At 72.7% G+C, this 11,707-nt stretch carries 12 protein-coding genes and 1 pseudogene; 7 read left to right on the forward strand and 6 right to left on the reverse strand.

Annotated elements, in window-relative coordinates:
* Positions 1-547, reverse strand: a pseudogene (locus AB0N76_RS32605) (hypothetical protein); the annotation flags it as partial.
* On the reverse strand, positions 544-927 hold the full coding sequence (locus AB0N76_RS32610) for a hypothetical protein (protein ID WP_363563372.1): 384 nt from the start codon (positions 925-927) through the stop codon (positions 544-546). The gene AB0N76_RS32610 and the pseudogene AB0N76_RS32605, both read right to left, overlap by 4 nt.
* A gap of 515 nt (positions 928-1,442) precedes the next feature.
* Between AB0N76_RS32610 and AB0N76_RS32615 the strand changes: the two genes are divergently transcribed.
* The 3 genes from AB0N76_RS32615 to AB0N76_RS32625 all read left to right on the forward strand — a co-directional run bounded on the left by AB0N76_RS32615 (position 1,443) and on the right by AB0N76_RS32625 (position 3,840).
* Entirely contained in the window at positions 1,443-2,261 is an 819-nt protein-coding gene (locus AB0N76_RS32615) for a YncE family protein (RefSeq protein ID WP_363563374.1), read from the forward strand.
* Positions 2,262-2,318: 57 nt separating this feature from the next.
* Positions 2,319-2,972, forward strand: a complete 654-nt coding sequence (locus AB0N76_RS32620) for an alpha-ketoglutarate-dependent dioxygenase AlkB (RefSeq protein ID WP_363563376.1) — start codon at positions 2,319-2,321, stop codon at positions 2,970-2,972.
* Positions 2,973-3,096: 124 nt separating this feature from the next.
* Positions 3,097-3,840 (forward strand): VOC family protein, encoded by a 744-nt coding sequence (locus tag AB0N76_RS32625; protein WP_363563378.1) that lies wholly within the window; start codon positions 3,097-3,099, stop codon positions 3,838-3,840.
* Here the strand turns inward: AB0N76_RS32625 and AB0N76_RS32630 are convergent.
* Genes AB0N76_RS32630 through AB0N76_RS32645 form a run of 4 tightly spaced genes read right to left on the reverse strand, consistent with a single transcriptional unit; the run spans position 3,837 to position 7,630 of the window.
* Entirely contained in the window at positions 3,837-4,397 is a 561-nt protein-coding gene (locus AB0N76_RS32630) for an aminoglycoside adenylyltransferase (RefSeq protein WP_363563380.1), read from the reverse strand. The two genes, AB0N76_RS32625 and AB0N76_RS32630, sit on opposite strands and share 4 nt — an antisense overlap.
* A gap of 58 nt (positions 4,398-4,455) precedes the next feature.
* Entirely contained in the window at positions 4,456-5,304 is an 849-nt protein-coding gene (locus tag AB0N76_RS32635) for a carbohydrate ABC transporter permease (RefSeq protein WP_363563382.1), read from the reverse strand.
* A complete protein-coding gene (locus AB0N76_RS32640; RefSeq protein WP_363563384.1) occupies positions 5,301-6,278 on the reverse strand; it encodes a sugar ABC transporter permease in 978 nt (325 codons plus the stop codon). Before AB0N76_RS32640 ends, AB0N76_RS32635 begins: the two co-directional genes overlap by 4 nt.
* Positions 6,279-6,319: 41 nt before the next feature.
* Complete coding sequence (locus AB0N76_RS32645; RefSeq protein WP_363563386.1) at positions 6,320-7,630, reverse strand: extracellular solute-binding protein; 1,311 nt, start codon at positions 7,628-7,630, stop codon at positions 6,320-6,322.
* A 336-nt stretch (positions 7,631-7,966) separates the two neighbouring features.
* On the opposite strand from AB0N76_RS32645, the gene AB0N76_RS32650 reads away from it, so the two are divergent.
* From AB0N76_RS32650 to AB0N76_RS32665, 4 genes are all read left to right on the forward strand, one after another.
* The gene (locus tag AB0N76_RS32650) at positions 7,967-8,797 is read left to right on the forward strand and encodes an IclR family transcriptional regulator (protein ID WP_363563388.1); all 831 of its coding nucleotides are present in this window, start codon (positions 7,967-7,969) and stop codon (positions 8,795-8,797) included.
* 248 nt (positions 8,798-9,045) lie between these two features.
* Positions 9,046-9,771: an alpha/beta hydrolase gene (locus AB0N76_RS32655; RefSeq protein WP_363563390.1), complete on the forward strand. Its 726-nt coding sequence runs from the start codon at positions 9,046-9,048 to the stop codon at positions 9,769-9,771.
* Between the two features lie 297 nt (positions 9,772-10,068).
* The gene (locus AB0N76_RS32660) at positions 10,069-11,250 is read left to right on the forward strand and encodes an alpha/beta fold hydrolase (protein WP_363563392.1); all 1,182 of its coding nucleotides are present in this window, start codon (positions 10,069-10,071) and stop codon (positions 11,248-11,250) included.
* Positions 11,156-11,704 (forward strand): alpha/beta hydrolase, encoded by a 549-nt coding sequence (locus tag AB0N76_RS32665; protein ID WP_363563394.1) that lies wholly within the window; start codon positions 11,156-11,158, stop codon positions 11,702-11,704. Before AB0N76_RS32660 ends, AB0N76_RS32665 begins: the two co-directional genes overlap by 95 nt.
* Positions 11,705-11,707 lie beyond the last annotated feature (3 nt).

The raw sequence follows: 11,707 nt of genomic DNA on the forward strand, positions 1-11,707 counted from the left end.
CCAGGGCGACCAGCCGTTCGTCGCCGTCCCCGGCGGGGACGCCGACCAGCACCGCGAGTTCGACGCCCGGCAGGTGCAGCGTCGGTTCGTACAGGGCGCCGAGGTGGCAGAGTTCGAGTTCGCCGCGGGTGAGCCGGCCGTGTTCGACCAGCGCCTCGCCGACCCGGGCGTACGGGCCGAACCGGTGGACGGCCTCCTCCCAGGCCTCGGGGGCGACCCGGCCGCAGACGGTGAGCAGGGTGGCCAGGCCGGGCGCCCGGTCGGACTCGGCGTGCGCGACCAGGCCGTCGACGAGGTAGACGGTGCCGGCGGGACCGCGCAGGGCGCCGGTGGCGCATTCGGCGGCGAGCCGTTCGACGGCCGCGCCGGGGGTCCACCCGGGGCGGACGGGGACCGGAACGGCCGCCGGCGCGGTCGTTGAAGCGTCCGGCAGCGTGTCCGGCGGCGCGTCCGGTGGCCGAAACCCGGCGACGGTCCCGGTGGCCAGGTCGCCTCGACCGCCGCCGTCACCGCGCCCGCCGCCGTCACCGACGGTGTGGTTCGTCATCCGAGCACCAGCTCCTCGGCGAGCGACTGGAGGCGGTAGCGGGCCCCGGCGAGGTTGCCCTCGGTGCGGTCCAGCCAGAGGTGCAGGACGAGTCGGCTGTCGAAGACGGTATCGATGAAGCAAAGCAGGTGGTAGCTGCGGCCGGCGGTGACGATGATGTCCTGCAGCGGTGTCTTCCGGTCCTCCGAGGAGGTGAAGGTCGCGCCCTCGACCGCGGCCCGCACCAGGTCGGTCGCCTCCGCGGCGGTGGTGTCGTGGTCTCCGGTCGGACTGACCCCGACGCTGCCCAGGGCGAGCCCGCTGCTCCAGTCGATCAGACTGGCGGCGCGGGCTCCGGCGATCGTCATCGCCTCGGACAGGCACTCGTCGATACCCGGCACTCGGGCTCCTTCGGAGGGTTCGGGGAGGATTGGGCGCAGCCGGGCGTACCCGCCGGACACCGGCCGAACCGCCACGAGCAGTGGCGGGTTCGACACGGAAGGCTACTGCCGGAATTCATCTGACGAACATTCCAATGGCATATTCACACCACTAGGGCCGCTATTCGGCCATCCTTTGACGCTCCGTCAGATCCGATCGTCGGATAAATCCCCTGCCCGGACGCTTGTACGCCTCACGAACGACCGACCCACCTGGTGGGGGACGTTGGCCTGTTGTCGGCCACGCCGGTGGGTTTCGGACACCGCTTGCGATAGGACCGGGGAGCGGCGGGACCGGCCGCGGCGACACAGCGTCACGGCAACGCGCTGTCACGGCGTTCCGGCCCCACGGCCGCCGACGATCGGTGGGCGTACGATCGAAGTGCGACGGCCTTCTCCGCGCCAGGCGACCCGAACCCTCCGGCGGACGCCGCCCATCCCACCTGCCTGCCTGCGGCTGCACCTAGGAGCCGAGCATGTCAGTCTCCACCACCCCCGCCACCGGCCCGGACCGCGCCGGCCGCCCCGCCTTCGAGACGATCCCGGTGGGCGAGGGCCCGCACAGCGTGGCGGCGAGCCGCGACGGCCTGCGGGTCTACGTCACCAACTTCCTCGACGGGACGGTGAGCGTCATCGACGCCACGTCGAACACGGTCGCGACGACCTTCCCGGTCGCCACCGGCCCGTACGGCGTCGCGGTCGACCTCGGCGGCAAGCGCCTCTACGTCGCCGAGAACAGCTCCACCTTCGTCAAGGTCTACGACACCGACACCGGCACGATCGCCCTCGACTCCGGCATGAACGCCCGGCCGTACGGGCTGGCGCTCACCGAACACCCCGAGCTGCTGCTGATCGCCAACGCCATCGACAACCAGGTGATGGTCTCCGACCTCCTCACCAAGCCCCTCGGCACCCTCACCGGCATCGACTTCCCGGTCGGCATCGCCGCGGACGCCAACCAGTTCTACGCGAGCAACTACTTCGAGGGCACGATCACCGTGCACGACGCCGCCAACCTCACCCTCCACGTGAAGGGACCGACGCCCGCCCAGCCGCAGGCGGTGATCACGGTCCCCCGAGGCCCGTACGGCGTGGCGGTCGACCGGCACAGCGAGCGGCTGTACGTGGCCCACTTCCCGTTCGACACCGTCTCCGTGATCGACCTCGACAGCCGCTCCGTCGCCCGCACGATCACCGTCCCGGGCGGACCGCGCGGCGTCGCGGTGAGCCCGGACGGAACGCGGCTCTACGTCACCAACTTCTTCGAGCGGACCCTCACGGTGGTCCCGCTCTGAACCCTGCCCGACCCCACCATTCGGATATCTGTTCGATTCTCGGCGTACGCTGGACCCATGCGCACCGCCACCGTCCACCTCCAGCCCTCCCTGTTCGACGACCCCGCGCAGACCGGCGTCACCCTCGGACCGCTCGGGCCGCCGGCCGGCCCGCGCCGGGAGGTGCTGGGCGCGGGCGCCTGGGTGGACGTCCTGCCCGGGTGGCTGCGCGGCGCGGACCAGCTGTTCGAACAGCTGGCCGCCGAGGTGCCCTGGCGGGCCGAGCGGCGCGAGATGTACGAGCGGACCGTCGAGGTCCCCCGGCTGCTCGCCTCCTGCCGGGAGGGCGACCCGCCGCCGCACCCGGCGCTGGGCGCGGCCCGGGCGGCGCTGAGCGCCCACTACGCCCGCGAGCTGGGCGAACCGTTCCGCACCCTGGGGCTCTGCTACTACCGGGACGGGCGGGACAGCGTGGCCTGGCACGGCGACCGGATCGGCCGCGGGGCGCGCGAGGACACCATGGTGGCGATCGTCTCGGTCGGCGAGCCGCGCGCGCTGCTGCTGCGGCCCCGGGGCGGCGGCGGACCGGTGCTGCGGCACCCGCTGGGCCACGGGGACCTGCTGGTGATGGGCGGCTCCTGCCAGCGGACCTGGGAGCACGCGGTGCCGAAGACGGCCCGGCCGGTGGGGCCGCGGATCAGCATCCAGTTCCGCCCGCTCGGCGTCTCCTGAGCGGCCCGCCCGGCCCTCCGCCCGGTTGCCCGCCGCCCCGCCCGGACGGACGCTGGCCGGGGGCGCGGACACCCGGGCCGAGGGACACCCGGGCCGAGGACACCCGGGGCGAGGAGGCTGCGGCATGCCGAAGGCGGGCCGGTACCACGAGGGCGTCCCCTGCTGGGTCGAGCTGGGCGCGCTGAACCTCGGGCGGGCGCGGCGCTTCTACGGCGGCCTGTTCGAATGGGAGTTCGTCGAACTGCCCGGCTGGACCGTCGCCACCCTGCGCGGGGCCCAGGTCGCCGGCCTCACCGCGCGGCCGCCCGGCGCCGAGCAGTCCTGGACGACCTACCTCGCGGTGGCCGACGTCGCGCGGGCGGCCGAGGCGGTCCGGGCGGCCGGCGGGCGGATCCTCCGGGAGCCGTACGAGGTGCCCGACCAGGGCTGGGCGGCGATCGCGGCCGACCCGGTCGGCGCGGTGTTCGGCCTCCGGCAGGGGCTGCTCTGGCAGGGCGCGGGCCTGGTCGACGAACCGGCCGCGTTCAGCTGGAGCGAGCAGCACTCCCCCGACCCGGACACCGCCCGGGCGTTCTACCGGCGGGTCTTCGGCTACGCGTACGGGCGCGAGGTCGACGGCGCCACGGTGTTCCGGGTCGACGGGCTGCCGGCCGGCGGGATCGGGCGGCGGCCGGTGCCCGGCTGGGCGGTCCAGTTCGGCGCCGCCGACACCGACCTCGCGACGGAGCGGGTGCGCGAGCTGGGCGGCACGGTGCTCAGCGACCCCGAGCCGACCCCGTTCGGCCGCCGGGCCGTGGTCCGGGACGACGGCGGCGCGGTGTTCACCCTGATCGGCGCCCCCTCGGCGGAGCAGACCCTGGCGGCCTAGACCTTCCCGTCCGGACCTGGCCGACCACCGGACGGCGCGTCCAGGGCGGCCCGGAGCCGGGCGATGTCCTCGGCGTCCTTCGCCCGGCGCGGGCGGCGCGGGTCCCAGACCGGCATCGTCCGCTTGATCTCGATCTGCGCCTCGGGCGCGACGACCGGGCAGCCGACGCCGCCGAGCGCACCGGGCGGCCCGTCCAGCAGCCCCGCCGGCCAGGCCGTCCCCGCCCAGGGGCCGCCGGCCACCAGCACCCGGCCGTCCGCCGTCGGCTCGACCAGGGTGAAGCTGGACTCCAGCCCGTCCTTGACGAAGTCGAGCTGCTGCTCCGGCGGCACCCCGTCCAGCGGCTCGTACCCGAGCTCCCGCAGCCCCGCCGCGAGCACGGCGGCCTCGGCGGCCGGCACGAACCAGTCGATGTCCTCGTGCGGGCGGGTCACCTCGCCGAGGAAGAAGTCCATCGCCCAGCCGCCGCGCAGCCAGACACGGGTGCCGAGACGGCGGGCGAGGCCCACCGTCTCGGCGATCTGCGCGAGTTGCCCGTCGGCACGCCCCCGGTCCATGAACCCCACCTCCACGGGCCGGACGCTACACCCGCCGCAGCTCCTCCACCACGGACTTTCAGTCCTTGACCGCGCCGGCCAGCCCGGAGACCAGCTTGCGCTGCACCGCGATGAAGAAGATCAGCACCGGCACGGTCATCAGCGTCGAGGCGGCCATGATGCCGCCCCAGTCGTTCTCGTCCGGTTTGAAGAAGACCAGCAGCGCGGAGGGGAGGGTCTGGTTGTCGGTCGCGCTGATGATGAAGGTCTTGGCGAAGACGAAGTCGTTCCACGCCGCGATGAAGGAGAACACGCTGGTCGCGGCGAGGCCCGGGGCGACCAGCGGCAGCAGGATGGTCCACAGGATGCGGGTCCGGCCGGCGCCGTCGATCTGCGCGGCCTCCTCGATCGAGACCGGCACGGCGGCGACGAAGCCGCGCATCATCCAGATCCCGAACGGCAGCGAGAACGCCAGCTGCACCAGGATCAGCGAGGCCAGGGTGTTCAGGCCGACGCCCGGCGCGAACCGGCCCGCGTCCCGGAACATGAAGAACAGCGGGATGGTCAGCGCCTCGACCGGGATCATCTGGGCGATCAGGAACATCACCATGACGGTGGTGCGGAAGCGGAACCGGAACCGGGTCACCGCGACCGCCGCGAGGAACACCACCAGCGCCGACAGCGCCACCACCGACAGCGCGATGACCAGGCTGTTGAGGAAGTACCGGCCGAAGCCGTCGACGCTGAGCACCTGGCGGAAGCTGTCCAGCGTCGGGTGGGCGGTCCACGGCCGGGGGTCCAGCGACTGCACCTCGCCCTTCGGCTTGAAGGCCGACAGCACCATCCAGTAGATCGGGAAGGCGGTGACGGCGGCCACCACGAGGGCGGTCGTGTCGGCGGCGTACCGCCGACGGCTACGGGTCTTCATATCTCGTTCCCCGTCCGGCGCAGCGAGCGGATGTAGAGGACGGTCGGGACGACCAGGATCAGCAGCATGATCACGCCGATGGCCGCGCCCAGCCCGTACTGGGAGGAGGCGAAGGCCTTCTGGTAGGCGTAGACGTTGAGGACGAGGTTCTGGCCGGCGATGCCGCCGCCCTCGGTCATCACGTAGATCTGGGTGAAGACCTTGAAGTCCCAGATGACGGACTGGATCACCACGATGGTCAGGATCGGCCGGAGCATCGGGGCGGTGATCCGGCGGAAGGTGGTCCAGGTGCCGGCGCCGTCCAGTGCCGCCGCCTCCAGGATCTCGCCCGGGATCGCCTTGATGCCCGCGTACAGCGTCACCATGACGAACGGGAAGGAGTGCCAGACGACCACGGCGCCGACGATCAGGAACGCCGTCCACTTGTCGTAGAACCAGTTGTACTCGTGGAAGCCGTCCAGGCCGAGGCTCACCAGGGTCTTGTTGACCAGGCCGAGGTTGGTGTCGAAGAGGAAGCTCCACACCGTCGACCCGGTCATCGCCGGCGCCGCCCAGGCCGCCATGGCGGCGGTGGTCAGCACCAGCCGGGGCACCCGGCGGACCTTGGTCAGCAGCACCGCGAGGGTGGCACCGACGGCCAGGGTGGCGACCACGCAGAACGCGGCGAAGCCGATCGTCTGCAAGAGCACCGACCAGAACTGCCCGTCGCTCAGGATCGTCCGGTAGTTGCCGAGGCCGACGAAGCTGGTCGGCACCCCGCCGGAGGCCTGGGCCTGGCCGAAGTCCAGCACGGACAGCAGGCCGAGCTGGTAGATCGGGTAGGCGACCAGCGGGATCATGATGACCGCGGCCGGCAGCAGGAGCAGCAGCGGGGGCCGGCGCCGGCCGCGCGGGGGCGCGGCCGGGCCGGTACCCCGACGTCGCCCGCTCGGGGAAGGCGGCGCCGCCGGGGCGGTCGTGGTGGGTGCGGACACGTACGGGACCTGCTCTCTGGATGCGCCGACGGGGCCGGAGATCAGCGGGCCGCGAAGGCCGAGGTGATCTGCGTGGCGGCGTCGCCGGAGGCCTTCGCGACGTCCGCCTTGCCGGTGACCACCTGCTGGAGCATGGTCGGGATGACCGCCTGCGCGTCGATCTGGGTCCACGCCTGGTCCAGCGGCACGAACTTGGTCCCGGCCGCGATGGTGTCGGTGAACGGCTTCAGGAAGGCGTCCTTGCCGGCCACCTTGGCGCTGACCGCCCGCAGCGTCGGCAGGTTGCCCATCGCGTCGTACATCTGCTCCTGGTACGCCGGGCTCGCCAGCAGTTCGGCGAACTCGACGGCCAGGGTGCGGTGCTTGGCCGCCTTCATCACGCCGAGGTTGTTGCCGCCGGCGAAGGCCGGGGCGATCGAGCCGGGCTTCTCGCCGGGCAGCGGGACGACCGCGTACTTGCCCTTGGCCGCGCCCGCGTCCACCTTGCTGCGGCTGGAGTTGGGCAGGATCGCCATCGCGGACTTGCCGGCCGCGAACAGGTCGACGGTCTTGCCGCCGGTGAGGTCGGCGCACTGCTGGGCCGGACAGCCGTTCTCGCCGAACAGGTCCGTGTAGCGCTTGATCCCGGCCTGCGAGGCGGGCGAGTTGATCGCCGCCTTGAACGTGCCACCGTCCTTGGTGGCGATGTCGCCGCCGGCGTCCCAGACGAACGGCAGCGCGCCGAAGGTGTACTTGCCGCCGACGGCGATGCCGAAGGTGTCGGGGTGCGCGGCGTGGATCTTCGCGGTGGCGGCGACGAGCTCCTGGTACGAGGTCGGCGCGGCCAGCCCGGCCTCGGTGAACAGGTCGGTGCGGTAGTACAGCGCGCGCACCGCGACCCACCAGGGCACGCCGTAGGTCTTGCCGTCCAGCACCGCGGTCTTGGCGATCACCGGGTCGAGGTCGGCCTTGTCCTTCCACTTGTCGAGGTCGGCGCCGATCTCGGCGAGGCCGCCGGCGGCGACGTAGCCGGGGAGGTCGGTGTTGCCGAACTCGACCAGGTCCGGGGCGCTGTTGGGGTCGTTGAACGCGCCCTTCATCTTGGCGGCGCGGGCCGAGGCGTCGGTGTCGATGTAGCTGACGTTGACCGTGGCGCCCTGGTGGGAGGCCTGGAACTCGGCGACCGCCTTGGCGACCACCGCCTCCTTGGCCGCGTTGCCCGCCTCGTTGTACAGCCAGACCTGCAGGGTGCCGGTCCGGTCGTCGGCGGCCTTCTCGCCGGCCGGCAGCGCCGTGCCCGGCGAGCAGGCGGCGGCCGCGAGGCAGGTGGCGGCGAGGACGGCGGCCGCGGTGGTCCGTCTGACGATGCGCATGGGTGGATGCCTCCCCTCCCGACAGCTGCCGCCGCGACGTGCGCCGCTGGGGACGGGCACGTCGGTGCAGGCCCTGACCGGGGCCGATGGTGGGTGCGGTGAACGCATGGATGTGGGGGTGGTGGTGCGGGGGTACGGCAGGTCGACCGCTCGGGTGGGCCGCGTCGCCTGCTCGATGGCAGGGACGTTAGGCGGGGCCGCTCACGGGCAACAAGAGCCGGTTCGCGAAGTTTTGCAGTGCACAACGCTGTATCGAAAACGCGGCGAACGCCCCGCCGAGGGGTACGGTTCGACGACCGCCGCAGTCCGCGGGCGGGACGAGAGGGGAAGGGACCGATGACGGAGAAGGCGGCCGACACGCCGGGCGCGGCGAGACCGAGGAAGGCCGCGGGCGAGCGCAACCAGTCCTCCTCGCTGCGCCGGGCCCTGTCCGTCCTCGGCTACGTCCGCGACCACGGCGACGGGCGCGGCGTCCCGCTCGCCCAGCTCGCCGAGGCGCTCGACCTCAACAAGTCGACCGTGCTGCGGCTGACCGGCCCGCTGCTCGACGAGCACCTGCTCGACCGCGACCGGGAGACCGGCTGGTTCCGGCTCGGCCACGGCTCGCTCCGGCTCGGCCAGGCCTACCTCTCCACCCTCGACCTGCGCAGCGTCGCCGCCGAGCACCTGCGCCGGCTCCAGCGCGAGGCCGGCGAGACCGTCCACCTGACCGTCTGGCAGGCGCCCGGCATCGTCTACCTGGACAAGGTCGAGGACGAGACCAACGTCCGGATGGCCTCCCGGGTCGGCAGCCGCGCCCCCGCGTACTGCACCGCGACCGGAAAGGCGATGCTGGCCTGGCTGCCCGAGGAGGCGGTCACCGAGGTGGTCGCGGCCGGGCTGCGGCCCGTCACCGCCTGGACCATCGCGGACGAGCCCCGGCTGCGCGCCGACCTGGCCCGGATCCGGGTCCGCGGCTACTCGATCGACGACCGGGAGAACGAGCCCGAGGTCCGCTGCGTCGCCGCCCCGATCTTCGACCACACCGGCGAGGTCACCGCCGCGCTCTCGGTCTCCGGCCTGACCTCGCGGATGACCGCCGCCCGGGTCCGCGCGCTCGGCCCGGTGGTCGCCCAGGTCGGCCTGCGGATCTCCCGCGAACTCGGCTCCGACCGCCCGGTCGCCTGAACCGGGGCCTGCGGGAACGGGACCGGGAACGGGACCGGGAAGGCGAACGCGGACGAGGCCCGGCACCCCGTGAAGGGTGCCGGGCCTCGTCCGGCTTGGAGCGCCAGGCCCGGGTCGCACGGACTCTCCCCACTGAAAGTGGGACGTGCTCTGGTAGCACCACTGACGCCTGACGAGGGATCATTCCCTCGCGACAGGAAGAACAGTACCAGCTCGGAACACCTGTCCGAACCGGAGGAGAACCGCGCATGACCATGGCCACCACCCCGTTCGAGACCGTCGAGTACGCGCCCGGCCGGCTGCTGGACGTCCACCGCCCCGCGCCCGGCACCGAGGGGCCGTGGCCGGTCGTGCTGCTCTGGCACGGTGTGGGCCCGGACGAACGGCGCGAACTCGTCCCGCTGGCCCGGGAGGCGGCCGGCCACGGGCTGCTCGTCCTGGTCCCGGACTGGCGCTCCGACGAACCGGACGGCGGCCGGGAGCACCTGCTGGCCTCGCTGCGGCACGCCCGTCTGCACGCGGCCGACTACGGGGGCGACCCCGCGCTCGGCTTCGTGCTGGCCGGCTGGTCGAAGTCCGGCAAGGAGGCGATAGCCGCGGCCACCCACCCGGAGACCCCGGCCGAACTGCGCCCCACGGCGGCCGTCGGCATCGCCTCCCGCTACGTCCTGCCGACCGTCACCACCGGCGAGGTCCTGCTCGCCGCGCTCGCCGGCCGCCCCAGCCCGGTCCCGCTGTTCCTGGTCCACGGCACCCGCGACTTCCTCGTCCCGGCCGACGCCACGCGCGATCTGAACGCGGTCCTGCTGACCCCGGCGGCGGAGTTCCTGGAGCTCGACAGCGACCACTCCGGCGTCATCCTGGCCCAGTACGACCCGGTCGCCGGGCACTGCGTGGCCACCGAGGCCGAGCACGCCGTCCGGGCGGGCCGGGAGACGGCGGCACTGCTGGCCCGTGCGGCGGGCCGCCCCTGACGTCCCGGCGAAACGCGAACGGACCCGACACCTGAGGAGGTGTCGGGTCCGTTCGACCGTGGAGCGCCAGGCCCGGATCGCACGGACTCTCCCCACTGAAAGTGGGACGTGCTCTGGTAGCACCGCTGACGCCTGGCGAGGAAGTCTCTCCCTCGCGACAGGAAGAACAGTACCAGGTCAGGGCAGCCGTTCCGACCACGACCGGACGCCCCCGAACCGTCCGACGGCCCGTCACAGCTTGATAACGGGAGGACAATTGAGTGGCTGTGACATTGCACATATCACATCATGCTCCCCATGAGAAAAGTCATCGCCCTCATCGCCGCGGCCACCGCCGTCGCCGCCCTCGGCGGCGCGTCGGCCGTCGGCGCCGAACCCGACTCCGGCCCCGAGGCCGGCCTGGACGCCGCCGCCGTACTGGCGGACACCGGACAGGGCAAGCTGGTCTGGGAGTCCTGTCACGACGAAGCCACCCCCGCGCTGGAGTGCGCGATGCTCGACGTGCCGGTGGACTACTCCGACCCGCACGGCCGCAAGATCCGGATCAAGCTCGACCGCCTCCCCGCCACCGCGCCCAAGGAGAAGCGGCAGGGGCCGATCCTGCTCAACCCCGGCGGCCCCGGGATCTCCGGGCTCTGGATGCCCGCCTCCATCTCCGCCAAGCTCCCGGCCGACGTCGCCTCGACCTACGACTGGATCGGCTTCGACCCGCGCGGCACCAACGGCAGCGAACCCCACGTGGTCTGCGACCCGCACTACTTCGACGGCGAGCGCCCCGACTACCAGGTGGGCCAGGGCACCGCGAAGGCCTGGCTGAAGAAGGCGGCCGGCTACGCGTCCGACTGCGCGGCCGACTGGTCCTGGCTGCTCCCGCACATGACCACCGTCGACAGCGCGCGCGACATGGACAGCATCCGGCGGGCGCTCGGCGAGCCGAAGATCAACTTCTACGGCGGCTCCTGGGGCACCTCGCTGGGCTCCACCTACGGCCAGCTCTTCCCGTCCCGGGTCCGGCGGATGGTCCTCGACAGCATCGTCGGACCGACCATCAGCTGGTACGAGCACAACAAGCTCCAGGACAAGGAGCACCAGCGCCGCTTCGAGGCCTTCACCGCCTGGACCGCCAAGGCCGACGACGTCTACCACCTCGGCACCGACCCCGCCGCGGTCCGCAAGGCCTACGACCAGGTCGAGGCCGCAGATCGGCCCGGCCGAGTTCGAGGACACCTTCTACGGCGGCGGCTACAACTTCCTGCGCTGGCCCCGGATGGCCACCGTGCTCTCCGCCTACCTGAACCAGCACGACACCCGGCCGCTCGCCATCGCCTACAACCGCTACGCGGCGCCCGGCGCCGACGACGGCGCCTTCCCGGCGTACAACGCGGTGCAGTGCACCGAGAACGCCTGGCCGCGCGACTGGGAGTACTGGAAGAAGGACCAGGCCAAGGTCGACGCCGTCGCGCCGTTCTACACCTATAACAACATGTGGTACAATGCCGCCTGCATGTTCTGGCCCTACGAGGGCAACCGGGCCGGCCGGCTGAAGATCACCGGCAAGGGCCTGCCGCCCGTGCTGCTCTTCCAGGCCACCGAGGACGCCGCCACCCCGTACGAGGGCGGGCTCGCCATGCGCGACGCGCTGCCCAACGCCAAGCTGGTCGTGCAGAACGGCGGCAGCTTCCACGAGATCCTGTTCCACGGCAACGCCTGCCTGGACGACACCTTCACCGCGTACCTGCGCGACGGCAGCCTCCCGGCCGGCAAGGGCCGCATCGCCAAGACCTGCGAGCCGGGCGCCGAGCCGACCCCCGTCTACGTGACCCCGCCCCCGGCCGCCAAGGCCGCCGGCGCCGGTGCCGGTGCCGTGGGGGCCGCCGACGCCGCCCCGCTCTCCCCCACCGACCCGGAAGCCGTCCACGGCGTCCGGCGCTGAGAA

It is taken from the genome of Kitasatospora sp. NPDC093806 (genome assembly GCF_040683335.1).
In the GTDB taxonomy this organism is placed as follows: Bacteria; Actinomycetota; Actinomycetes; order Streptomycetales; family Streptomycetaceae; genus Kitasatospora.

Excerpts from the sequence above, each read along its gene's own strand:
- AB0N76_RS32615 (WP_363563374.1), top strand. The coding sequence starts at position 1,443 with ATGTCAGTCTCCACCACCCCCGCCACCGGCCCGGACCGCGCCGGCCGC.
- AB0N76_RS32620 (WP_363563376.1), top strand. The coding sequence starts at position 2,319 with ATGCGCACCGCCACCGTCCACCTCCAGCCCTCCCTGTTCGACGACCCC.
- AB0N76_RS32625 (WP_363563378.1), top strand. The coding sequence starts at position 3,097 with ATGCCGAAGGCGGGCCGGTACCACGAGGGCGTCCCCTGCTGGGTCGAG.
- AB0N76_RS32630 (WP_363563380.1), bottom strand. The coding sequence starts at position 4,397 with ATGGACCGGGGGCGTGCCGACGGGCAACTCGCGCAGATCGCCGAGACG.
- AB0N76_RS32635 (WP_363563382.1), bottom strand. The coding sequence starts at position 5,304 with ATGAAGACCCGTAGCCGTCGGCGGTACGCCGCCGACACGACCGCCCTC.
- AB0N76_RS32645 (WP_363563386.1), bottom strand. The coding sequence starts at position 7,630 with ATGCGCATCGTCAGACGGACCACCGCGGCCGCCGTCCTCGCCGCCACC.
- AB0N76_RS32650 (WP_363563388.1), top strand. The coding sequence starts at position 7,967 with ATGACGGAGAAGGCGGCCGACACGCCGGGCGCGGCGAGACCGAGGAAG.
- AB0N76_RS32655 (WP_363563390.1), top strand. The coding sequence starts at position 9,046 with ATGACCATGGCCACCACCCCGTTCGAGACCGTCGAGTACGCGCCCGGC.
- AB0N76_RS32660 (WP_363563392.1), top strand. The coding sequence starts at position 10,069 with ATGAGAAAAGTCATCGCCCTCATCGCCGCGGCCACCGCCGTCGCCGCC.